General features: G+C 42.1%; 21 protein-coding genes, 1 tRNA gene and 1 pseudogene. 9 read left to right on the top strand and 14 right to left on the bottom strand.

Annotated elements, in window-relative coordinates:
* Window positions 1-198: 198 nt before the first annotated feature.
* The 3 genes and pseudogenes from ACFFAP_RS14350 to ACFFAP_RS14340 all read right to left on the bottom strand — a co-directional run.
* Window positions 199-345: a hypothetical protein gene (locus ACFFAP_RS14350; RefSeq protein WP_375511831.1), complete on the bottom strand. Its 147-nt coding sequence runs from the start codon at window positions 343-345 to the stop codon at window positions 199-201.
* Between the two features lie 292 nt (window positions 346-637).
* Complete coding sequence (locus ACFFAP_RS14345; protein WP_375511830.1) at window positions 638-943, bottom strand: hypothetical protein; 306 nt, start codon at window positions 941-943, stop codon at window positions 638-640.
* 246 nt (window positions 944-1,189) lie between these two features.
* Window positions 1,190-1,605 (bottom strand): annotated as a pseudogene (locus ACFFAP_RS14340) (adenylate/guanylate cyclase domain-containing protein); the annotation flags it as partial.
* A gap of 293 nt (window positions 1,606-1,898) precedes the next feature.
* Here ACFFAP_RS14340 and aroA point away from each other — a divergent pair.
* The gene (aroA, locus tag ACFFAP_RS14335; protein WP_375511829.1) at window positions 1,899-3,179 is read left to right on the top strand and encodes a 3-phosphoshikimate 1-carboxyvinyltransferase; all 1,281 of its coding nucleotides are present in this window, start codon (window positions 1,899-1,901) and stop codon (window positions 3,177-3,179) included.
* A 633-nt stretch (window positions 3,180-3,812) separates the two neighbouring features.
* Here aroA and ACFFAP_RS14330 read toward each other — a convergent pair.
* Both ACFFAP_RS14330 and ACFFAP_RS14325 read right to left on the bottom strand, forming a co-directional pair.
* Window positions 3,813-3,886: transfer RNA gene (locus ACFFAP_RS14330), tRNA-Val, on the bottom strand.
* A 149-nt stretch (window positions 3,887-4,035) separates the two neighbouring features.
* Window positions 4,036-4,173, bottom strand: coding sequence for a hypothetical protein (locus tag ACFFAP_RS14325; RefSeq protein WP_375511828.1), 138 nt, complete (start codon window positions 4,171-4,173; stop codon window positions 4,036-4,038).
* Between the two features lie 143 nt (window positions 4,174-4,316).
* Between ACFFAP_RS14325 and ACFFAP_RS14320 the strand changes: the two genes are divergently transcribed.
* Both ACFFAP_RS14320 and ACFFAP_RS14315 read left to right on the top strand, forming a co-directional pair.
* Window positions 4,317-4,736 (top strand): DUF1636 family protein, encoded by a 420-nt coding sequence (locus ACFFAP_RS14320; RefSeq protein ID WP_375511827.1) that lies wholly within the window; start codon window positions 4,317-4,319, stop codon window positions 4,734-4,736.
* The gene (locus tag ACFFAP_RS14315) at window positions 4,736-5,476 is read left to right on the top strand and encodes a cobalt-precorrin-6A reductase (protein WP_375511838.1); all 741 of its coding nucleotides are present in this window, start codon (window positions 4,736-4,738) and stop codon (window positions 5,474-5,476) included. The genes ACFFAP_RS14320 and ACFFAP_RS14315 overlap by 1 nt, the downstream gene beginning before the upstream one ends.
* 365 nt (window positions 5,477-5,841) lie before the next feature.
* Here the strand turns inward: ACFFAP_RS14315 and ACFFAP_RS14310 are convergent, their stop codons facing one another.
* From ACFFAP_RS14310 to ACFFAP_RS14300, 3 genes are all read right to left on the bottom strand, one after another.
* Window positions 5,842-6,984 (bottom strand): BMP family ABC transporter substrate-binding protein, encoded by a 1,143-nt coding sequence (locus ACFFAP_RS14310; RefSeq protein ID WP_375511826.1) that lies wholly within the window; start codon window positions 6,982-6,984, stop codon window positions 5,842-5,844.
* Between the two features lie 639 nt (window positions 6,985-7,623).
* Window positions 7,624-8,400: a WecB/TagA/CpsF family glycosyltransferase gene (locus ACFFAP_RS14305; protein WP_375511825.1), complete on the bottom strand. Its 777-nt coding sequence runs from the start codon at window positions 8,398-8,400 to the stop codon at window positions 7,624-7,626.
* A 51-nt stretch (window positions 8,401-8,451) separates the two neighbouring features.
* On the bottom strand, window positions 8,452-9,528 hold the full coding sequence (locus ACFFAP_RS14300; RefSeq protein ID WP_375511824.1) for a glycosyltransferase family 4 protein: 1,077 nt from the start codon (window positions 9,526-9,528) through the stop codon (window positions 8,452-8,454).
* 225 nt (window positions 9,529-9,753) lie between these two features.
* Here ACFFAP_RS14300 and ACFFAP_RS14295 point away from each other — a divergent pair, with 225 nt between their 5' ends.
* On the top strand, window positions 9,754-11,253 hold the full coding sequence (locus tag ACFFAP_RS14295) for an acyl--CoA ligase (protein WP_375511823.1): 1,500 nt from the start codon (window positions 9,754-9,756) through the stop codon (window positions 11,251-11,253).
* A 52-nt stretch (window positions 11,254-11,305) separates the two neighbouring features.
* Here ACFFAP_RS14295 and ACFFAP_RS14290 read toward each other — a convergent pair whose 3' ends face one another.
* Window positions 11,306-12,097: a DUF3598 family protein gene (locus ACFFAP_RS14290; RefSeq protein ID WP_375511822.1), complete on the bottom strand. Its 792-nt coding sequence runs from the start codon at window positions 12,095-12,097 to the stop codon at window positions 11,306-11,308.
* Between the two features lie 83 nt (window positions 12,098-12,180).
* Complete coding sequence (locus ACFFAP_RS14285; protein WP_375511821.1) at window positions 12,181-12,306, bottom strand: hypothetical protein; 126 nt, start codon at window positions 12,304-12,306, stop codon at window positions 12,181-12,183.
* Between the two features lie 208 nt (window positions 12,307-12,514).
* Here ACFFAP_RS14285 and ACFFAP_RS14280 point away from each other — a divergent pair, with 208 nt between their 5' ends.
* Window positions 12,515-12,904, top strand: a complete 390-nt coding sequence (locus tag ACFFAP_RS14280; RefSeq protein ID WP_375511820.1) for a hypothetical protein — start codon at window positions 12,515-12,517, stop codon at window positions 12,902-12,904.
* A 217-nt stretch (window positions 12,905-13,121) separates the two neighbouring features.
* On the top strand, window positions 13,122-14,231 hold the full coding sequence (locus ACFFAP_RS14275) for a DNA-methyltransferase (RefSeq protein ID WP_375511819.1): 1,110 nt from the start codon (window positions 13,122-13,124) through the stop codon (window positions 14,229-14,231).
* 155 nt (window positions 14,232-14,386) lie between these two features.
* On the opposite strand, the gene ACFFAP_RS14270 is transcribed toward ACFFAP_RS14275, so the two are convergent.
* The gene (locus ACFFAP_RS14270) at window positions 14,387-14,869 is read right to left on the bottom strand and encodes a BglII/BstYI family type II restriction endonuclease (protein ID WP_375511837.1); all 483 of its coding nucleotides are present in this window, start codon (window positions 14,867-14,869) and stop codon (window positions 14,387-14,389) included.
* Between the two features lie 44 nt (window positions 14,870-14,913).
* Window positions 14,914-15,162: a helix-turn-helix domain-containing protein gene (locus ACFFAP_RS14265; protein WP_100897345.1), complete on the bottom strand. Its 249-nt coding sequence runs from the start codon at window positions 15,160-15,162 to the stop codon at window positions 14,914-14,916.
* A gap of 287 nt (window positions 15,163-15,449) precedes the next feature.
* On the opposite strand from ACFFAP_RS14265, the gene cobJ reads away from it, so the two are divergent.
* The 3 genes from cobJ to ACFFAP_RS14250 all read left to right on the top strand — a co-directional run bounded on the left by cobJ (window position 15,450) and on the right by ACFFAP_RS14250 (window position 18,433).
* Window positions 15,450-17,174, top strand: coding sequence for a precorrin-3B C(17)-methyltransferase (gene cobJ / locus ACFFAP_RS14260; protein WP_375511836.1), 1,725 nt, complete (start codon window positions 15,450-15,452; stop codon window positions 17,172-17,174).
* Between the two features lie 172 nt (window positions 17,175-17,346).
* Entirely contained in the window at window positions 17,347-17,838 is a 492-nt protein-coding gene (locus ACFFAP_RS14255; RefSeq protein ID WP_375511818.1) for a DUF4174 domain-containing protein, read from the top strand.
* A 238-nt stretch (window positions 17,839-18,076) separates the two neighbouring features.
* Window positions 18,077-18,433: a hypothetical protein gene (locus ACFFAP_RS14250; protein WP_375511817.1), complete on the top strand. Its 357-nt coding sequence runs from the start codon at window positions 18,077-18,079 to the stop codon at window positions 18,431-18,433.
* A gap of 97 nt (window positions 18,434-18,530) precedes the next feature.
* On the opposite strand, the gene ACFFAP_RS14245 is transcribed toward ACFFAP_RS14250, so the two are convergent.
* Both ACFFAP_RS14245 and ACFFAP_RS14240 read right to left on the bottom strand, forming a co-directional pair.
* A complete protein-coding gene (locus ACFFAP_RS14245) occupies window positions 18,531-18,878 on the bottom strand; it encodes a cupin domain-containing protein (RefSeq protein WP_375511816.1) in 348 nt (115 codons plus the stop codon).
* Window positions 18,875-21,769 carry a glycerol-3-phosphate acyltransferase gene (locus ACFFAP_RS14240; protein WP_375511815.1) on the bottom strand — a complete coding sequence of 965 codons (2,895 nt, stop codon included), beginning with the start codon at window positions 21,767-21,769 and terminating at the stop codon, window positions 18,875-18,877. Before ACFFAP_RS14240 ends, ACFFAP_RS14245 begins: the two co-directional genes overlap by 4 nt.
* Between the last annotated feature and the right edge of the window lie 507 nt (window positions 21,770-22,276).

Genomic DNA, 22,276 nt, shown 5'->3' with positions numbered 1-22,276 from the left:
AGCTTCTTCTGTAGTTAACACAGAAAGAGTTGTAGTTACTACTTGAATTTTTTGAGTTACAGCGTTTACTATAGCAACAACTTATGAGCCGAATTATATGATGCTCAGTTTGTAGTGGGGACTTCAGTCCCCAAATCTAGGACTAAAGCCTTAACTGCGATCGCCAGTTTATTTTCACCTGATAATATGGCAAAGTGCTTAGGCGTAGCCCGTCGTAGACATCGCTGTTTTCCAATTTTCCTCTTTACGAGACGCTGAGAGCGATCGCTTGAATTCAAGTTCAACGTCACTTAATTTACCCTCAGGGATTAGGGCTGGAAAAATCCTCAAAGAACAAAAAGTCACCCACCCCCTACTCCTACTAGCCCACTCTCTAGCTATAGGAGCTTTGCAACAAGCAGTTTATGGAGTAAAAGAGCGCAATAGTCTTGAGCATTTTTTTCCTTTCTTGCTTAAATTTCTATGGATTGGACTTGAAAACCAATATGTTTCTTTTTGCTATTAGATAAAAGAAGAGATAAATTGTTTATATTTTTACTTTTAGCAGAGAATATTCACTAAATCTTTAAAATAGTAGATAAAAATCCCTGCCACAGACAGTTGACAGGGATAGCAGTTTTTAGCTATAGATTGTCTTTTAACTAACAAAATCTTTGTGGGCAGTGACAAGCATCTGAGCCTGCCTTAAAACGTTTCCGAATAAATAAAAAGGAATTTGCCAAGCTGCAACGGTAACTTCTTTGACAATATCTTGTACACTAATTGCGATTAATTCATGCTCTGGCGGCTCTCCCTCAACTGTACCAGACCAAGTAAAAGCTAATAAGAAATCATCGTCTCCAGGCAAGGATGCAATTAAGCATTCTTGTGGTGTTGGCTGGCAAATAATTCCATGATCATTTGCAAGTTCTACTAGTCTTTGAAATTTGTTTACGTTCGTCATTTGTCCTTGGGATGTAATTGAATTTCAGTTTTAGAAGAAATCATATTTTTAACTCCAGAACTCAACTTAGTTGCTTCATATCATAAATTACGAATTATTAAGGAGTTATTGGAGTTGGATCAGGCTTAAGTCCAAAATCTTAGCGCGAGCGCCTGGTTGTATCAGCAACAATTGCTACTGTTTTAAAAAAACCTAGACTACCTACTTTTTCAGTTGACCGTATTTACATACACCTCCCTTTGTTACCATTTCAAGGATTGGGCAATTCATTTGCCAATTTTGTTGTTTACTTGCTGCATTGCCAATTGCATGGCAATAGCACAGGCGATCGCTCGTTACGAATCATCTTTGCGACTAATTGGCGCACCAAAATATCACAAAAATGCCATCCATCACCCATAAACTCATTAATCGTGCCTTTATATTGTTCCCAGATAAAGATTCAAAATCTTTACTACTTCTTCAGATGGCAATTGTTCGGAAATAACTGAGAATCCTCGGAAATCCGATCCGAGAACCGTAAGTTTTTGGCGTTCTCCTCCTAGCTTTAACCCAGATGGAGTTTCTAGGATATTGGCGACGATTTCATTAGTGAGATAGCAGGCGAGGGTTTTTCGCATCTCGGTAGCACTTTGAGCAATATAGGACTCATATTTGATTGCGTGAAAAAAACTCAGTACACCTTTATTTTTTCTTCCAAGTATTGAGCGATGCACTGAGCGCACTCGTTGTGTCCCCAGTCTCTAGGAGTAATTCACCGAATCAAATCGGATTGCAATATACTGAGTGAGTGCGATGCCTGCGGGGGGCTACGCTGGGGCAGAACCTGCAAATGCCAGCAATGAAGCTACAACGGGAATCCACCAACCAGCTAAAAATTTTGTTCCCGTGCTTCTTTTGGCTACAATATGGCAATATATAAAGTTGTAGCTAACTGCCTACGTAGAGGTTTAACGTGGATACCATTGAAATTCCTGCTCTAAATCGGCCAGTGGATGCCACGGTAGAAATTCCCGGTTCTAAAAGTCTTACCAATCGGGCGTTGCTTGTTACAGCTTTGGCGCAAGGTGACTCAATTTTAGAAAATGCCTTATTTAGTGAAGACAGCGAGTATTTTGCCAAATGCGTAGAGCAATTGGGCATTCCCATTACACTAAATCCTCATCTGGCACAGATCCAAGTGAGGGGAAGAGGAGGCGACATTCCAGCTAAACAGGCAGATTTATTTGTGGGTTTGGCAGGTACAGCAGCACGGTTTATCTCGGCGCTGGTGGCATTGGGTAACGGCGAATATCGCCTAGATGGCGTTCCCAGGATGCGAGAACGGCCGATGGGCGACATGCTGACGGTGCTACAAACGGGTGGAGCAACCGTTAACTTTGAGGGAAATTCTGGGTTTATGCCTTACACCGTCAATAGCCAGGGATTCACTGGCGGAAATTTTCGGTTGAAAGCTAACCAAACAAGTCAGCAACTTTCGGCATTGCTGATGATTGCGCCTTATGCTCAACAAGATACCAACATTGAGGTTGAGGGGACATTAGTTTCTCAATCTTATGTCAAAATGACCTGTCGGCTGATGGCAGATTTTGGCGTGGAGGTGATTCAAATCGGCGATAATCAATTTCAGATTAAAGCGGGTCAACGTTACCAAGCTCGACATTACACAGTAGAACCCGATGCGTCAAATGCTTCTTATTTTTTTGCCGCCGCCGCCGTCACGGGTGGACGGGTGCGCGTCAAACATTTGACCAAACAATCCTGTCAGGGTGATATTCTGTGGCTGAATGTTTTAGAACAGATGGGTTGCCAAATTAAGGATTCGGATGATTACACCGAAGTGACGGGGCCAAAGCAATTGCAAGGCATCGACATTGATATGAATGATATATCGGATTTGGTGCAAACATTAGGAGCGATCGCGCCCTTTGCCAGTTCACCGATTACTATTCGGAACGTGGAACATATTCGATACAAGGAAACCGATCGGATTAAAGCTGTTGTCACAGAGTTGCGTCGGCTAGGAGTCCAGGTTGAAGAATTCCCAGATAGACTAAAAATTGAGCCTGGCCCCATTACCCCGGCGGCGATTGAAACCTATCACGATCATCGAATGGCGATGGCTTTTGCTGTCACTGGCTTGAAGGTTCCAGGAATTGTAATTAAAGATCCTGGGTGTACAGCGAAAACTTTTCCAGATTACTTTACCCGATTCTTCCAGATGTTAGAACAATAAAAGACTAGTACATCTTGGCGGAAGTCACGCATTCACGCATTCAAAAGTATTATGGAATAAGCTGTTTAGGGATTTTAAATAGTTGCTCTATTTACTTCGTTCTGTACTAAAACAGCACAATTTACTAGATTGGTGGAAAACAGAAGTAAATTCTTCAGCAATCAAAGATTGTTTTTCATTCTTTTATTGCTGAAGAACTGCTTCCCTTGCTCACCTGCTCGTCCTTCTCTAGTTAACTTTTACATAGACTTTATCTCTCCATCCTCTTTTTTTAGCGAAGGTTTGTAATCTCAGATGTACAGTGACAAATAATTAGTCACTGTACATGCTCAGGGGTAAGTGGCAACAACCCTCCAGATACTGGGTGGGTTGAAAGTTGTAGAAGAAGGTTACACCAGTGCGATCAATCCGTGGCAACAACCCTCCAGGTACTAGGTGGGTTATCATAATTTTTATTAGGGAGGGTTGAAAGAGAGCGCTACGTTGACATTATTGCTATAGTCTCTGTAAATAAATGACATTAATCTGTCACTGGCACTTAAACGACATCAATTTGTCCCGACGACAGTTAATTAGTCCTAACGACACTAATCTGTCACCGACGACAAATAATTAGTCACTGTACAACAAAAATGGACGTAACTGGATTCGAACCAGTGACCTCTACGATGTCAACGTAGCGCTCTAACCAACTGAGCTATACGTCCTTAACCACACGATTTATAAGCGTAGCATACATTTGCTTAATATGCGAACATAAAAGGCGCAAATTAGGAAAACTTTGTAATTTGAGCCAGTAAGAGTCCCCAGCCTCAGCCATTAAGCTTTCTTAGGGTTAGGGTAGTTTACGACAAAATTAAATCAACAATTGAAATCTGTCTGCGATAGTTGATGAGCGATCGCTCCTGAGCAATTTTTGGTAATATTCTTTTCCTAGATACCCTAGTGTATGATCGATAAGGTTATTCGGTTCTGGTGGGGAACTAGCTACCATAAGTAACTCTTAAAGTTAGGTGCAAATCCGGCGCTTGGGAGCAACTGTAAACCCATTTGAGATGTAATCTAAAATCCCAAATAGAGTAAGTCAGGATGCCCGCCAAAATAGATTTATCAGTTCTACATATCTGCGAGGTATAGATGACTACTACTGTAAATATTTCCCCGACTAGTCCCTTGGGTGTTGCTGACCATACTTTATTTGTTTGCAAAACTTGTGCTAGCATTTGGCAAGATGGAAAACGCTTAGGTGAAAGTGGCGGTCAAAAACTTTTATCTCAACTTCAGCAGCTTGCACAAGATTGGGACTTACGAGATGAATTCCCAATTCAGGAAGTTGAATGCATGAGTGCTTGTAATCGTTCCTGTGTAGTTGCCTTTGCTGCCAAAGGCAAATTAACATATTTATTTGGTGATTTAGCCGTTGATGGTAGTGCATCTGCGATACTAGAATGTGCTAGTCAATACTATGTCAAAGCAGATGGTTTACTCCCTTGGTCAGAGCGTCCAGAAGCTCTGAAAAAGGGCATTTTGGCAAAGATTCCACCCTTACCTCAATGATGCGCGTTTTGATTCTGGGTGGGACGGGAGATGCCGCAGAACTAGCTGCCAAAGTAGCGACTATCCAAGGGTTAGAAGCAATCACGTCTCTAGCTGGCCGCACCCGTGACCCATCAGTTCCGTTAGGCGATTTACGGGTTGGAGGCTTCGGTGGTGTGGCTGGATTGGCTAGGTATTTGCGAGTAATGCAAATCGACTTATTAATTGATGCAACCCATCCTTTTGCTACTCAAATTTCCTTGAATGCGGCAGATGCTGCAACCGAAGTCGGAGTACCCCGTTTGATGTTAATACGCCCGCCTTGGGAAAAAGCAAGTGGCGATCGCTGGATTGAAGTTGACAGCGTTGAAGCTGCCGCCGCATCTGTAGCAAACCAGGCACAGCGAGTATTTTTGACAGTTGGCAGGCAAGAACTCGCCGCCTTTGCTCACCTAGATAAAATTTGGTTTCTGATGCGGATGATTGACCCTCCTACTGATGATGCTTTAGTGCCACCGGGAGTGATATTGTGCGATCGCGGGCCCTTTACCCTCAATAATGAGAGGCAAATCCTGATTCATAACAAGATTGATACCATAGTGAGTAAAAATAGCGGTGGCGATGCAACAAAGGCCAAGATTATTGCAGCGCGAGAACTGGGCGTAAACGTTGTTATGGTAAATCGTCCAGCAATACCACTAGGGGAGCAGGTTACTGATGTTGATGGTGCTTTGGCATGGCTATTTGACAAGTTGCACTAGTCGTGCAACTTGTCAAATAGCCGCCGATCAGAATCAAAGCCAATTCCCCCTATCCAGATCCAAAATCCAAAAAAGAAATCCTAGTTAGGACTTAGGCACTGTACAAAAGAATCATGTTGTGTATCAACGTAAATATGTCGTTTCAGGTTTTGATCAAATCATTCTTTGATGGTATAGCAACAGCCTTGGTGATTAGGACATCAACAGATGATAAAACTTAGACACAAAAAGACTTTTCACCAAGTATTGAGTCCCCATACCCCTAATCCCCACTCCGTGGGGGCCCCGAGTTCCCCAGTCCCTTGCTATAAATGTTTACTTAAGCGTTGTTGACTTGCCAGACTACTAGTAATTGTTTAGCAGTGCTAGGATTTCCCCTTTGGAATTGACCCTTCAATTCCCTCAACATACCAATCCATCGCCAATTGTCTTTGATCATCCAAAACCTTACCTTTTGGCACTCGCACTACCCCTTTTTGATCTTTCACCGGGCCCTCAAAAGGATGTGCAGTACCCTGAATAAACTCATCGCGCTTCGCATTCACCAGTTGTTGCACATCCCCTGGAATTTCCTGATTCATCGGGGAAATATCCACCATTCCTTGACCAATGCCATCCCAAACCTCTTGAGACTTCCAAGTATTACTCATTACAGCCAAAGCTTTATCTGTATAGAATTTGCCCCATTTGTTAATAGCTGATGTCAGGTGGGCTTTTTGACCAAATTTACTCATATCAGTGTTGTAGCCAAAAGCATAAATGCCTTTCTCCTGTGCCAATTGAACAACGGCACTAGAGTCAGTATGCTGTGTCAGTACATCCGCACCTAAATTGACCAAAGCTTGAGCCGCTTCTCTTTCTTTAGCTGGATCGTACCAACTTTGTACCCAAAGTACCTTAACTTTTGCTTGGGGATTTGTTAACCTTACTCCTTGAGTGAATGCACTGATTCCCCGAATTACTTCTGGAATTGGGTATGCGCCAATAAAACCAACTACATTTGATTTTGTCATCTTGCCAGCAATCATGCCGGTTAAGTAACGCGGTTCTTCAAAGCGTCCCAGATAAGTGCCGACATTGGCAGCACGTTTGTATCCTCTACAGTGTTCAAAGACAACATCACCAAAGTCCTTGGCAACTTTAATTGTTGGGTTCATGTACCCAAAGGAAGTTGTAAAAATCAACTTGTTACCATCTAATGCGAGTTGGCGAATCACCCTTTGGGCGTCAGCACCTTCGTTGACATTTTCCACAAAGGTAGTTTTTACCTTATCTTGAAGATTGGCTTCCATGTCTCTGCGACCTAAATCATGGGCATAAGTCCAGCCAAAATCACCCACAGGGCCGGCATAAACAAATCCCACCTTGAGGGGTTCATTTACCGCCACAGGCGATGCTGAGGGAGATACTTCACCCTGCGATTTAGCATTTTTGCCTTGAACACAACTAGTTAAGGCAAAGCTAGATCCTGCTAAAGTGACATACTTTAGAAAATTCCGACGATCCATATTTTATTAATATAGCAAAAGCCTTGGTGATTAGGACATCAACAGATGATAAAACTTAGACGCAAAAAGACTTTTCACCCAGTCCCCATGCCCCTAATCCCCACTCCGTGGGGGCCCCGAGTTCCCCAGTTCCCAGTCCCTTGCTATAGGTTTACTTGTTAATAAGATTTTTATGATTGCTGGTAATGACAGACACGGTTTAGATTAGCTATTTACTTAATTTTAACTTTTTATTTCTGTCGTCAACTTACTTGAGAAAGAAGGCAATTAATGGTAATATTATTAATAGACAATCAGAAAATTTTTTCAGAAAGCGGATATTTAAAGCCAGGTTTTTGATAAAACTGCGATCGCAGACCGATAAAGTTTGATTGAGTAGCAATAAACTGACCCAGAGTTCTTGCCCAAAAAATGCTCCTCATTTGAGGCAAAGTTACTACTAACTGGGTTGTACAAATAACTAAAGCTTCTTTGGTATTCTGCTTATCCCATGACCAAATAATTCATAGTTCATAATTAAAAAATTCCTATAGCAGCCTACACTAAATTTTTCATGAGCGTGGTCTTAAATTCAGTGGAAAGTTCAGCAACTCACAGGCTATTTAAATTATTAATTATCAATTATGAACTATGTTTTACTTAGCGATTTGCTACCAATTTTTGAGCGACTTTTTGCTTAAATAGACGATAAAAAAACAATGGATTACCTATAATATAACGATCCCAGAGACGAGTAGGTTCAGTAATTAAGCGTGTTAACCACTCTAAGCCATTATTCGTCAGCCACTCGGGGCCACGATATGTAGAGTTAGTATAAAAATCTAGACATGCGCCTAAAGGTAAAAATACACGAGCTTCAATTTTATTGAAGTTATCTAAAATCCACCGCTCCTGTAATGGCATACCAAAACCAATATATAAAATATCTGGTCGGAAATTATTAATTTTTTCTATTATTAAATCATTCTCTTTTCCTGATTTATCAAAGTAACCATGATGCCCGTCTATCTTGAGATTAGGTGCAATTGATACTAACTTTGTAATTGCTTCATCCACTACGCCGGGTTTTCCAGCTAATAAAAATAAAGAAATATTTTCTTTTTCACATTTCAATGCTAAATCTTCTATATAATCTGGTGCTGTCATGCGATGTGCAGAATCCAGCGAATAACCGCTTAAGTTAGCTGCTAACAATACACCAAATCCATCGCAAAATACTAAATCTGCATTATTTAAAAAATCTCGATACCAAGACTTTTCATAAGCAAAATTCATAGCTCTAATATTTACATTTTCGACAATTGTCTTTTTGGGGGTTTTGACTGACTCTACTAAATAATCGATTAATTCTTGTACTTTAACTTTATGGAATCTTGTATCAAACAACTTTACTTCAGGGAAAGTTTTCGTATCCATGATTATTTCCTTTTTGTTTACTTTAGACAAGCTTTCTTCAGAATATGGCTCTCAACTTACGACTGATGCATAAATGTATTTTAATGATGCAATATAATTGTTGATATCCAAGTGTTTCACACTTATCCGGGCATTCTTTCTTAGAGATATTCTCAAGTTTTTATCTGCAATTAAAGATTGCATTGCCTTTGACAACTGTTGAATGTCACCCGGCTCAAGTAATAAACCATTCTGGTTTTGAGTAACTACTTCGGGTATTCCTCCTACTTTAGTAGTTATCACAGCTAAACCCCAACTCATTGCTTCTAGTAGTGCCATCGGCAAACCTTCGTTGTAAGAAGGTAAAACAAATACATCAGCTTTAGCTAAAAGATCGTCGCGTTTTTCTTTGTCTACCCAGTCAAGAATAGTGATGTAGTTAGCAAGATTTAGAGTTTGAATCAAACTACGAGCTTTTTCTACATCTCCATCCCCTGCCATAGTCAACTTTGCTTTACTTTTCTCTTCATCAGGTATACAAGCGAATGCGTTAATTAAATCAAATGCACCTTTGCGCTGACCAATGCGCCCTAGAAATAAGAAAAATACCTGGTTGGAATCTACATGCTGTGGGATTTGGGCAGGAATTTTTACCGCGTTAGGAAGAACAATAACTTGCTCTGGCTTCAAACCAAGATTTTCGATATAGAATTTTTTCCAGCTATCTGATAAAACAATAAAACGGGTACATTTACTAAAAGACCAACTGAGCCATTGCTTAAGCAATTGCGGAAGCTCAGAGTAAAATAAATGAAAGTCAGCACTATGAGCATGAATAATTAGTGGCTTTTGAAATAGCCAACAAATAAGACTAGTGATTGAGTGACGAAAAGCACTACCTCTCTCTGAAACATGAACATGAATTAGGTCGGCTTTTTTATTTAATAAGTTCCAAAATAACTCCCCTATTGCCTGTACAAACACTAATACTTTCTGGGGAGCAGAGCCATTCGGTAAAGTAGTAATATGTGTAAATTTAATATCATAAGTAGCTTCAGTAGCTTCTTCAAGGATGAGCTTTTGCACAGAAACTATTCCACCTTGCCGCTCCAAGCTTTCGCCTAACATAGTAATTTTTATAGGACTCATAACAAAAGAGCTTATTTAAGATAGATAAATTTATCAAATATTTATGTGCCGCATACCCTACTTAAATTATGATTAAGTTATGTATTTGTCAATGATAGTAATTAACAGTTTTAATGTAACAAATATTACTATGTCGCCAAGGACGGGTTAAACGTTAGTTTACCCGTGGCGTGTACTTTATTCTTAAAACTGATTGAACCATCTGTTGACAGGGCGGAAAAATTAATGAATTTATTTGAGCTTTTAGCAGGGGAAGACAACGATCTAGCCCTAGTTACGCCTGAGGGGCGATCGCTAACCTATAAGCAATTGCGCGAGAATATTGTTGGACTGGTATCCCAACTCAACAGCTTTGGATTGAAACGGGGCGAACGCATTGCCATTGCCATGACTAACGGTTCACCAATGGCTATTACTTTTTTGGCTGTCGCCCTGTGTGGCACTGCTGCACCCTTAAATCCCAAATACAAACAAGAAGAATTTGCCTTCTACTACGAAGATATCCAAGCAAAAGCACTGATTACATTGTCTGATGCGCCAAAAGCAGCGATTGCCGCCCTCACACCCGACGTGATGCTGATTAATGCCAAGGTAAACACTGACGGTACACTGAGCTTTGAATTAGTTAAAACAGGCTCAGAACCAGCAGAATCCTCGAATCCCGTAGCCCCTAATGCCGATGAGCTGGCGATGATTCTCCACACTAGCGGCACCACCAGCCGTCCCAAACGTGTGCCGATTCGTCATCGCAACTTAATCGCCTCAGCCAACAACATCATTGGTGCTTACTCACTCACAGCAGCTGATACTACACTTTGCCTAATGCCCCTGTTCCACATTCACGGATTAGTGGGCTGTTTGCTGGCAACTCTAGCATCCGGCGGCAGATTAATTTGTCCCAATGGTTTTAATGCCCTGGAGTTTTGGAAACTGGTAGATACCTACAAACCTACCTGGTACTCCGCAGCGCCAACCATGCACCAGACAATTTTGGCCCGCGCTAGCCGCAACACAGAAATTGTCAAAGCTAATCGCTTTCGTTTCATTCGCTCTAGTAGCGCTCCCTTGCCTCCGATTATCATTGAACAGCTAGAGGCAACTCTTAATGCTCCCGTGGTGGAATCTTACAGCATGACTGAAGCATCTCACTTAATGACCACCAACCCCCTACCGCCAAAAGTCAGGAAACCAGGTACTGTAGGTTATGGCTTCGGTGTGGAAGTCGGCATTATGGACTTTGAAGGCAACTTATTATCTCAAGGAAGCTTGGGCGAGGTGGTGGTAAAAGCACCCAATGTCATAGATGGCTACGAAAACAACCCGGAAGCTAACGCCACAGCTTTTGTAAACGGTTGGTTCCGCACAGGGGATCAGGGTACACTGGATGCAGACGGCTACCTCCGCTTGACTGGACGCATTAAAGAATTGATTAACCGGGGCGGGGAAAAAATTTCTCCTTTAGAAGTGGATGATGTTTTGCTGCGCCATCCCGCCGTCGCCGAAGCCTTAGCCTTTGCCGTCCCCCACAAATCTTTAGGAGAAGATATCCACGCTGCTGTTGTCCTCAAAGCAGAAGTTGGCGAAAAAGAACTTTTAGCTTACTGTTCAACCATGCTGGCAGACTTCAAAGTTCCTAAGCAAATTCACATTTTGGATCAACTACCTCGTGGTGCTACCGGCAAACTGCAACGGTTGGGTATGGCGAAATTGTTAAATATAGGGTAGTAGGGAGATCAGCCTTTGAGATTGAAAGTTGAGGCTTGACCCTTGTTTGGTTTTATTGTTTTTGTAGCCTAAAAACTTCGGAAATCAACATGGCGAATGCTCCCAAATTATCATATTTAGCTGTCAGTCTTCTATACTCGTTTTTTGTAACCAGCTTACCAGATACTATCTCAAATTCTTCTCCAATATTCACCTTTTCAGGTACATTGACAGCAATATCATCTGGCAAATATATCGTCTTATTTTTTTGCTCTGTTGGCTCTAACACAAGCTCTTGATTTTCTGCTGAAGCCGATATTTGTAAATCACTATTCATATACTCTTTTTGTCCGCTCCACTTTCCAGACAACTTTTCTATTTCTGCTTTAGCTGGTCTATTGGGAAAACTATTTAGATTCTCGCTAATTATCGTAATCCTCTCTAAATCGCCACTCTCAGCATAAATACTAGCTACACTAGTTCGCCAATCTTGATATCGGAAAAATAACTCTGTAGCAAATTTTTTTCCAGCTTCCAGTTTTTTTGATACCCAGGCACTCTTACCCTCAGCAAAGGACACTGCCCTCATAGACAAAAATGTTGGGTAAATGACTCCATCAGGTTGACTACAAATTTGCTTTTCAATCTGCCAGGTTTTTTCTGATTCACTTCCATCAGAATAGCTGTATTTATTAGTTTGGGTTATCAATGTTTTCTCTTCATTAGCTTGAAATTTTCTGATAGCTTTAAATGAATTCAGAACTTCTTTATCTGGAGAATACACCGTCCATATTCCGTGCCAAGCACCACCTTCTGTCGTGATATGTCCAAATAAATTTTCCCAGTTTTTATCTTGTGAATTCATCTTTTTTCTGATTGAGAAGTTGACAAAAGCTTTTTAGTATTCCTATTCTACGATGCCTACAGGCGTTAGATATTCCTTCACTCTCATCGGGGGCGTGGTGGACTGCGATCGCCCCTGATGCTCTCCACACTGCTACCTCTGCCAAAATCGCCTACAATCCTCCTCACTCTACCAATGGCTACCTTTTCCTTGACATCGATTTTGGACATTGGTGCGATCACAACGACAGTAAGCTACGCAAGTGATGGACGCGAGAAAACCGCCACGTTTCTTTTCCTACGAACCCTTGTTTACCGTTGTGGATGCGACCATTCTTAACAGTTCGAGAAGACGCACAAATGAGGCAGGCTGTTATGAGATAAGTAATTTTGCCAAAAGTAAGCGATACACTAAGAGAAATTCCTTGAGGAAGCTTTGATGGCACGGTCAAACGGGGTTAAAACTGAAATGTCTGCACAGGAATTGCCTACAATATCAGATGAAGATACAGTGACAATTGAAGATTTACCGGAAGCAGTGGAGGATGTCCAGGATATTGACGACATCTTGAACTCACTCAAAACCTTATTGAGTAGCCTAGAAAAGCTCCAAAAAGTCCGGCAGGAAGTGGGCGACATCAAACCGTTAATCGGGCGGATGCTTGATGGTGAACTGGTTGCTGGTGAAGAACTTGAGCAACTCAAGACAGGTGTGAGCGGTCTTTCTCGCCTTGTTCGGGCTTATAATGACCATCAAATAGCGTTGGCTAAAGCACAATCTGCTAGAAACTTGCTAGATCAAGTCCTTAAAGAGCGTAAAGCTAATTGAAACAAGAAGCGATGTCTACGACGGGCTATTCGGCGTCGCCTTTTTTTAGGAAATGCGATCGCACCCCTAATTTTCTCAGAAATGTGTAGACGCACAGCGGCTTGTCGTCAGACATCGCCTCTCCATCACTTCAAAGTTTTGGATCATAAATTGGTTAATAACCTAAAATAGGTTATTATGACAAAAGTCTAGTATTACTTGCAAGGTAGGTATCGTAATGAAGACTAATAGAGAGAATCTACCCTTAGACCAGATTCTCTTAGAGGATAGCTTACAACTGCTTAGTAATCTGCCAGATGAATGTGTTGACTTAATTGTATCCTCTCCACCCTATAATCTAGGCAAAGAATACGAATCAAGGCAGGCTCTTGAGATTTATTTGGCAGAACAAAGAGCCGTTTTGCTTGAATGTAGCCGGATTCTCAAAAATACAGGTTCGCTATTTTGGCAAGTTGGTGCTTTTTCTGACCGAGGAATGCTAATTCCTCTGGATATTCGCTTTTTTCCGATTTTAGAGTCATGCAGATTAATTCCTCGCAACCGCATTATATGGGCTAGGCAACATGGCCTTCATGCCCAGAAAAAGTTTTCTTGTAGACATGAAACTATTCTTTGGTTTACTAAATCGGATAACTATAAATTTAATCTAGATGCTATTAGAGTTCCACAAAAGTATCAAAATAAAAAACATTATCGGGGAAATCGGAAGGGGGAACTTTCATGCAATCCAGAAGGGAAAAATCCTGGTGATATTTGGCTATTTCGGAATGTTAAACACAACCATGAAGAACAAACTATACATCCCTGCCAATTTCCAGAAGACTTGGTAGCTCGAATTATATTAGCTACAACTAATAAAAATGATATTGTTTTAGATCCATTTATGGGTTCTGGGACTGCGGCAGTGGTTGCAAGAGATCATGAACGCCATTTTATCGGGTCAGAAATTGAACGAAAATATCATCAACTTGCGTTGCATCGTCTTAGTGGTAATCCAGATAAAAATGGTTGTTTTCCAAATTTAAAAACCTTGCGCGATTATGCTGAAAAAACTGGTCAATCTATTGATAAATTTAAGTTTGATGTCCAAGTAGGAAATAAAGCTTCAGAACGCAGCAAAGCAAAAATTTATCCAGAAGAGCATCACTTGCAAGAAATGGAAGATAGATTAATCTATGAAGAATCTGCTTTTGCAGCTAATCTAAGAGGTGAAGAAATTCCAGTAGATCCAAAGCTTAATGGTAATGGCAAAAAGACCTCTTTACAAAATCAAATAGTAAAACCAGTAGAAGATGTAGAACAAATTGAATTGAGATTATGGAGTTAATAGATTAATTCTTACAATAATTTAAGTAGACAACGACTACGGGCTGAACGTCCAGCAATAATTTGACATTGGCGACTAACTCTAGTATTCACCGTTCGAGAATATCTTTTAGATGAATACTCAGTCCAGATGATAGGCACTATTGTATTTTGTTGTTAAAATAATCCAACCAGTCTGATTGGTACATCAAAAACTTGGTATTTAGTCAAAGCTCTTAACTGATTAACAGCTTGCTCGTAATAAAGAGTGCTGTTAGAAGCAGGAAACATCAGAGCCTTTGTGACCAGAATTACCAGATTAGTTGGGTATCCAACAAATTCAGTTTTAGCTTTGAAGAACAATTCTGAGCGCAAAGTGTTATTGAGTAGGAAGGGATAATTAGAAAATTGAATTTCAATGATAATGCCAGCTTTGGCAAAATCAACCTCTGTACCCAAAAATCTGTAAGCTACTGGAATAGGTATATTTGATTGCCAACCATCATGAATAAAGGCAGCTTTAATATATTCGTTCGTACCTACTGGATCGAATATTGCATTACCCTGAATTCCAGCTTGATCTGAAGCCTTGATGTGCAAAGGCATTCTAGTGAGAGTAGTAATAATCTCATGCCATTCGTTCTGGTATTGGGTATTAATGATTGTATCTGCTGCGTTAAAGTCAATATATTGAATAATGATTATTATGTCTCCTTTTGGTATTTCAGCAGTTCTTCGATAAAAGCAAGCGGATCTATTTCAAGGACTTGGGCAACTTGTAAAAATTCAATCACGTCAAGACGACGCTCTCCACGTTCATACTTTGATACATAGGATTGCGGAAGCTCTAACTTTGCCGACAACTCTGCTTGAGTGAGCTTGGCAGCTTTTCGGGCTTCGATAAGTAGCTGGCGAAACCGATTGTACTCTTCGCTGAAAACTGATTTAGGCACTTTAGCTTGCCTTTTTTCTTGCGATGGTTTATTCGATCTCAATGAGAGTTATTAATTATATATTGCTGAACTCAGTTAAATTCTAAAACCTAATATAGGATAAACCCAAAATAGGTTTGATAAAGCTACTACGAAGACAGCACGCGCGTAGGCGTAGCCTCTCCAAGAGTTGTCCGTCGTAGACATCGCACTCTGAATTCCCCAAGCTCGTAAACGGGAAGTCGCTGCATGTCTAAATCTGTGGTTTCATTTGAAGGATATCAGATTTTGCAAGATATCTACTTATGATGATGAACGTTGCACCCGCCATTGTAATACTAGGTCAAAATAGCGTGACAGTAGCACGCAAAATAATCGCTGTCCTACCAGGGGCGACACTATACGGTCTAGCGGGTCGCACATCGGGAATTGATGTCAGCTTTACTAACTTTGGCGAGACTTTGCGCGAGTTATTTGCTCAAGGAACGCCGCTAATTGGCATTTGTGCCGCCGGCATTTTAATTAGGACGCTAGCTCCCATACTCTCAGATAAACAACAGGAACCACCAGTGCTAGCTGTGGCTGAAGATGGTAGTGCTGTTGTCCCCCTCTTGGGCGGACTTGGTGGGGTAAACGATTTGGCCCGTCGCATTGCCCAAGCCCTTGATGTCAAACCTGCAATCACGACCACAGGCGATTTACGTTTGGGCACAACGCTGTTATCTCCTCCCCCCGGATACCATTTAGCAAACCCAGACGATGCTAAGAAATTTATCTCAGATTTGCTAGCCGGGGCACAAGTCAAGTTAGAAGGCACAGCGCCTTGGTTAAGCGGGAGCAAACTCCCCATAGATCCACAGGGAGATTTGACCATCCAAGTTACGGAACGTTTGGTGATTCCTACAGCCAACTGCCTTGTCTACCACCCAGCAACTATAGCGATCGCAATTAGTGGCATAATTGATGATGCAGTAGTTTTAGTACAGCAGCTACTAGCTGATGCTGCACTAGAAAGAGCATCAGTCGCCGGGATATTTGCACCCATCACCGCCGCAGCCGATCCCGCAATCCACGCCTTAGCTAGCGCCTTGGGAGTGCCTGCCCGCTTTTTTACCCCAAATCAGCTAGAAAGTCTATTATCACAAGGTTATAGCCCCGCCCAAGCAGCAGCGATCGCCGCTACAGGCACATCCCCCTTATCTTCCTCATCTCCCGATATAGCGATCGCTATTGCCCCTCAACCAATTGACCCCAACACTATCGGTCAACCACGCGGACGGTTAGCAATTATTGGCACAGGCCCTGGTGGATCGCAATGGATGTCTCCTGAAGTGAAGGAGATACTCAAGTCGGCAACTGACCTAGTGGGTTATAAAACTTATTTGGATTTAGTCGGTTCTCTGGCTGATGGCAAGCAACGGCATGAGTCCGACAACCGCGAAGAAGAAGCACGGGCAAAAATGGCCCTTGATTTGGCCGCGTCTGGGCGATATGTAGCTGTAGTTTCATCTGGCGACCCAGGTATCTATGCAATGGCAACAGCAGTTTTTGAAGTATGCGATCGCTATGCCTTACCCGAATGGAACACTATCGACATTCATGTAGCCCCAGGCATCTCCGCCATGCAGGCAGCAGCAGCAGCCATTGGTGCGCCCCTTGGACATGACTTCTGTGCTATTTCCCTGTCTGACATCTTGAAGCCTTGGTCTGCGATCGAGCAAAGAATTGCTGCTGCTGCTGAGGCTGATTTCGTAATTGCTTTCTACAATCCTGTTTCCAAAGAGCGTACCTGGCAACTGGCAGAAGCGAGAAATATTTTGCTGCGACATAGAACACCGGATACCCCAGTAGTGTTGGCCCGGAATCTTGGTAGACCAGGACAGGCGGTAAAAGTGATTAGACTTGACCAGTTAGCACCAGCAAGCGCTGATATGCGGACAATTATTCTTGTTGGTTCTACAAAAACCCGAACCATCAAGCGCAGCGATGGAAATATCTGGGTTTATACGCCGCGCCGCTATACCGAACAGTAAGCTAACAAAATGTTTGGCATGATTAAGAAGTGTAATTTTGATAAACCATCAGGCTGCTATAGTTTGAGTAATTCTCACCGACCTACTTAACCTAATACCAAACCATCAACAGATAGAGAAAAATTGGGGATAATGATAGGTTGAGAGGATAGAAAACAAATAAGAACGTATTGTGAATAATTCAGCATTAATTGCCCTGACCCTATTAGCGTGTGTAGTCCTGTCGCCAGTTAGCAAAGCTGATACTGTCCAAGGTTCAACTAATCATGCTATCAAAATGTCTTCATTCAACCTCAGTTCCCAAAAATGGAAAAACCGTGTGCTACTAGTCTTTGCACCGTCTATTGATAACCATATCTATCAACAGCAAATGCAACTATTGCAAAAGCATAATAAGGGTTTTGCAGATCGGGATTTAGTTCTCGTTCAGGTTTTGGCAACAGATGAAAGCTATGCCAACAGACAGCCAATAGATGAGTCTTCTGCTGCCAAGTTGCGCGAGTACTTTGGGGTTGACAAAGAAAATTTCCGCCTGATTTTGGTGGGTAAAGATGGTGGTGTTAAGCGCAGTGATGCTACACCAGTACAGGCAACAGCAATTTTTAAGGAAATCGACGCTATGCCCATGCGTCAGCAAGAAATGCAAGAGCGACGCAGAAAGTAACTAGTACCGCAAGGCGGAAGTCAAAAATCAAAAGTCAAAAGTCAAAAGTGTTATAGAATAAGCTATGCAGGGATTTTAGATGGTTACTCTATTTACGCCGTGGCGTACTAGTACTGTGTCTTGCCAAGATTGATGGGTCGAGGCAGGCAGGGGAAGCATATTCCTGATAAAGGTTTACTTGCACTATAAGATTTAATCGGATAATCTGAGCGATCGCAATTGTTTTTTAAGAAAATCAATGAACAAATTCATACTGAGTTTTCTTTCTTCTCCTGTGCTGATTAGCTCTATTCTTTCTATGGGAGTAATGCTCAATCACGCACAAGCTATGGAGCCAGAACCAGCAGCCAAAACCACAGACCGTCTATCTTGTATACGCAATAAACATAAAGTGGGTTTAGTATGTGCAAGGGCTTCCGTATTGGCTCAAATTCCTAACTATCAGCGTGAAATAGAGTTTTCTCAAGAAGATGTTCCCATGCTGGAGTTCAATGATGAAGAAAGCAATGTGGCAATCAACTTATTTGGCTGCGATTGTCCTGCTTGTATAAATTCTTTACGTCAAATGCGCGGCGCGACACCCTTGGTATATTAGCATTGTACAAATTTACCTTTGTTTATAAGCAACATCCGCAAACTTTTGTGAGGGCATAACAATTTTGTGCCCTCACTGTATCTTGTATTCAAAATAATTACGCTGATTTTTCCACTCGCAAACCAAAGTACGTCAAAACAAGCTCAGTTGAGCCACTATTGACAACTTCATGTACTTCTCCCGGTTCTATCGCCACGCAGCTTCCTGGAAGCAAGGGGTATTGTGTACCATTAATGTGAATTACTCCCGAACCAGCTTCCACAAAGAATATTTCGCACATATCTTGATGCAGGTGTGCTGGTGCGGTTTGTCCAGGAGCAAAACGTGCTTGAGAAAAGTTAGTTAGGTGAGGCAAATCGCCGAAGCGTAGCATCACCTTTTTCTTGATTTCGGCATTGTGAGAAACAAATTCTTCTGGTAGGTCTTTGAGAGAAGTGGTAATCATTCTGGTCTTAAATCGTTAGATAATTCCACAATACCCCTAGAACCATCAATCCTTACCCGTTGACCATCTTGCAGTAGCCATGTAGCCCCTCGAACATCCATTACTGCGGGAATCCCATACTCCCGTGCAACGATCGCACCGTGAGAAAGCCGTCCCCCAGCTTCGGCAATTAATCCTCCAGCCCTTAATAACAAAGGTGCCCAGCCGGAATCTGTGTAAGGTACTACCAGAATCGTATCTCGATCAATCTCCGGCACGTTTTGTAAATTTCGCAACACTTTTACCCTGCCTTCAGCTTGTCCCTGGCTGGCTCCAATCCCTTGTAATATTTGGTCAGAGTAGAGTTCAGAGGGAGCTAAGGGGTGAGGGGGTGTATTGCCGTAAACTAAAAGGGGTACTTGAATGATCTCACTATCTTGGGCAAATTGCGATTGCCTCGATTCCACGAACTCATCTAACTCCTCAATTAACCTAGAATCGTCACCCACAATTAAACGCCGTACTTCATCAAATTCTAGAAAAAAGATATCTCCCCTTTTCTTGAGTAAGCCGGACTTTAACCAAATCTTCTCTAAAGCTACAAAACTCCAACGCAATTCAGCCAAAAGCCGTGAATAAACTTCGGTAACTCGTCCCTTGATATCCACACGCCGTTGCACAAATCCACGTTTGCGCTTACCAGCAAAAATGCTATTAATCGCGTCTTTAGCGCCTGATTGTGGTTCATTACCCTGCATTAACTGCACAAACATCTGCTTAATCATCTGGGGATTTTCCCGCCAAGTAGGAACGGAAATATCAGTTCCCACTTCACTTAAATAGCCGTAATCCTGAAGCAATTCGTCAAATTCTCGCAGGATCTTTTCTCCCTCTGGGGTTTGCTTTAATTGCTCAAATACTTGCTGTGGTTCAAACTCAAGCAATACTTGCTTGGCATCTGTTGCTATTGCACTCAGCGATCGCAATGCCGCCACCTCTGGGGTGACGCTATTATCAATTTGCCCATCCTTCACCCGAAAAATCCCCTGGCGGAGGGCAGCACTCAAGGGAGCTAAAATACTGTAATATGTTCCATGACGTAGCAACTCTAGAATAAAGTCAATTCTTATTAGCAGCTTGGCTGGTTCCAAGTTATCTATATCTTCCTGCGCTAACTGCGACAACCCAGGAATGAACCGTTTGTGATAATCCTGCTTGAAGTCTTTTTCTAAACTTAATTCCCGTCCCAGCAACTTCCCTAGTCCTGGCAAATTCTGCAAAGTTGACTGTAAGGATGGTTTACTTAATTTAGCTCCTCTGGTTAAAAATTCCAAACTTTCCGGCGGCAATCCCATCCGGAGAAAAATATCTCCTAAGAGGGATGCATTAAAGTAGGCTCTAGAATAATGCAGAGTTGCTGTTTCAGTAAAATCTAACCCTAAGGCGCGTTCGCCCAAAACTAAAGTAAAAAATTCTCCCCAAACTCCACAAGTTAAAGGACGATTAATCGACCATGTTAAGGGGTGAATTACTCCAGGAATCACTTCGGCGGCGATTTTGCGTGTCCAGATTGGTAGTAGCGTGGTGATTGGTCGAGATTGCAACACCCAGAGTGTTTGGCCGTCGTAACTCCATTCGATATCTTGAGGAGTGCCATGATAACGTTTTTCAAGTCGGTAGGCTAAGTATGCAACTTGCTTAATTAATGCTTGTGGAACTCGTCCTTGACCCTCTAATTGTACAGAGGAAGAATTTTCTGTTTCAATGACAAAAGCGCGATATTGTTCTGGTGTGACTTTTCCCGAAACGACTTGCGTCGGGCTGCCTGGAAGGGCTTCAATAATGATCGCATCACCTTGCTGAGTAATGGGATCGCGGCTGAAAGCTACGCCAGAATATACACTTTGGACTTGTTGTTGAATCAACACAGCCATTGCTGTATCCTTTAAACTGCGATCGCGCCGATATTGCACGGCAGATGGATGATTGTAGGAAGCTTGAACTTGAGCGATCGCTGATTGTAATGCCTCTGGGCTGGTAACATTTAAAACTGTTTCATACTGTCCAGCCGCAGAAGCTTGAAATGAATCTTCTCCAATGGCAGAAGAACGCACCACCAAGGGAGATAATTCTGATGGCTGGAGAAATTCTGTCAACACTTGGGGATTGTCGATTGGGGCGAGTACCCATCCCTTAGGGACTGGATAGCCCCAGCGCTTAATTTGAGATAATGTAGCCGCTTTTTCTCCGACAATAGCAGCATCCAACTCTTCATCTAGAGAAACCATCGCGCGATCGCCGCGTAAAAATTCCAACATCGCTTGCGATTCTGTTTGTGCCTCTTGGGCTGGCAGATTCATATCATCAGGAATTTTTGTGTAAATCCAGCCCATTAAACCAGCTAAAGCAACAGCAGCAAGCATTCTGGGAATATCGCTAAGGTGCAGAAGTCCCACAAACAGAGGAAAGAGAAGCAAAACCCCAAATTTTACTACCTTTCTCGATTGCAGAATTGTAAAGCTAATTCCTGCAAAGAAGGATACAAATATTGCCACCAGTGGATCATGTACGACAAATCCCCAGACAACATTTGTCGTACCTGCCCCTCTGCCTATCCAGTATCTACCTATTACCAGAGCGATCAGGGCGATCAATTCCCAAGACGATCCCTCTTGGAAGAAAACGCGGCTGAGTAAAACTGCCGCAACTCCTTTAAAAGCTTCTGACAAGACTGCCAGAATTCCTACAAACCTACCCCCGTGATAAAAGGCAGCTGATACACTAATGTTTCTTGTACCAACTTGTGATAATTGCTTGCGCGTAAGCGCGTAAGTGATCCATGCAATCAGGGGTAATCCGCCCAAGAGGGGGCAGGCAATTAAAATAACTAAGACACCCCAAGGTTCAAACATTCTGGATTTTGGATTTTAGATTTAAATTTTCCATCTAAAACCTTAAATCTAAAATCTAAAGTTTTTCTAAAATTTTTGATGGTAATTAGGGCGTTTTTATTTACTAGTTGCTGAATGGACACTTGGCTACGACGGCAACCGTTTTTGCCAGTGTCCTTTTAAGCCACTAATGGTTTTAGTTTAGCGCATAGGCAGCTTGCAGCGCCCAGATTATCAGAGCAGTGATCGATCCCAGAAGCAACACGGTAGAGATAGTGACTACTTTTGGGGAATCTGCACCATCAAATTTCATAATTCCGCGATTTAAGTCGGACATAGCTTTGTAATCCTCTTATATTGGAGCATGAAACATTTGTCCGTTTTGATTGTAGTCCTTCTCTTTGCGGATGATGTTAAATTCCTAATATTATTTTGTTTCAGTTTAGCAATTTTTCCATCACCAAAATTGCTTACTTCTTTAGAGGGATTAGGCTTATTTATACAAAAGTGGGGACTGGGGACTGGGGA

The sequence above is a fragment of the uncultured Nostoc sp. genome, assembly GCF_964245575.1.
In the GTDB taxonomy this organism is placed as follows: Bacteria; Cyanobacteriota; Cyanobacteriia; order Cyanobacteriales; family Nostocaceae; genus Nostoc.
This window is presented reverse-complemented; position numbering and strand designations above follow the sequence as displayed.

Bases quoted from the DNA above. Each gene is read 5' to 3' on its own strand.
- ACFFAP_RS14345 (WP_375511830.1), bottom strand. From the start codon at position 943: ATGACGAACGTAAACAAATTTCAAAGACTAGTAGAACTTGCAAATGAT.
- ACFFAP_RS14325 (WP_375511828.1), bottom strand. From the start codon at position 4,173: ATGGTAGCTAGTTCCCCACCAGAACCGAATAACCTTATCGATCATACA.
- ACFFAP_RS14320 (WP_375511827.1), top strand. From the start codon at position 4,317: ATGACTACTACTGTAAATATTTCCCCGACTAGTCCCTTGGGTGTTGCT.
- ACFFAP_RS14315 (WP_375511838.1), top strand. From the start codon at position 4,736: ATGCGCGTTTTGATTCTGGGTGGGACGGGAGATGCCGCAGAACTAGCT.
- ACFFAP_RS14310 (WP_375511826.1), bottom strand. From the start codon at position 6,984: ATGGATCGTCGGAATTTTCTAAAGTATGTCACTTTAGCAGGATCTAGC.
- ACFFAP_RS14305 (WP_375511825.1), bottom strand. From the start codon at position 8,400: ATGGATACGAAAACTTTCCCTGAAGTAAAGTTGTTTGATACAAGATTC.
- ACFFAP_RS14300 (WP_375511824.1), bottom strand. From the start codon at position 9,528: ATGAGTCCTATAAAAATTACTATGTTAGGCGAAAGCTTGGAGCGGCAA.
- ACFFAP_RS14295 (WP_375511823.1), top strand. From the start codon at position 9,754: ATGAATTTATTTGAGCTTTTAGCAGGGGAAGACAACGATCTAGCCCTA.
- ACFFAP_RS14290 (WP_375511822.1), bottom strand. From the start codon at position 12,097: ATGAATTCACAAGATAAAAACTGGGAAAATTTATTTGGACATATCACG.
- ACFFAP_RS14285 (WP_375511821.1), bottom strand. From the start codon at position 12,306: ATGTCCAAAATCGATGTCAAGGAAAAGGTAGCCATTGGTAGAGTGAGG.
- ACFFAP_RS14280 (WP_375511820.1), top strand. From the start codon at position 12,515: ATGGCACGGTCAAACGGGGTTAAAACTGAAATGTCTGCACAGGAATTG.
- ACFFAP_RS14275 (WP_375511819.1), top strand. From the start codon at position 13,122: ATGAAGACTAATAGAGAGAATCTACCCTTAGACCAGATTCTCTTAGAG.
- cobJ (WP_375511836.1), top strand. From the start codon at position 15,450: ATGATGAACGTTGCACCCGCCATTGTAATACTAGGTCAAAATAGCGTG.
- ACFFAP_RS14250 (WP_375511817.1), top strand. From the start codon at position 18,077: ATGAACAAATTCATACTGAGTTTTCTTTCTTCTCCTGTGCTGATTAGC.
- ACFFAP_RS14245 (WP_375511816.1), bottom strand. From the start codon at position 18,878: ATGATTACCACTTCTCTCAAAGACCTACCAGAAGAATTTGTTTCTCAC.
- ACFFAP_RS14240 (WP_375511815.1), bottom strand. From the start codon at position 21,769: ATGTTTGAACCTTGGGGTGTCTTAGTTATTTTAATTGCCTGCCCCCTC.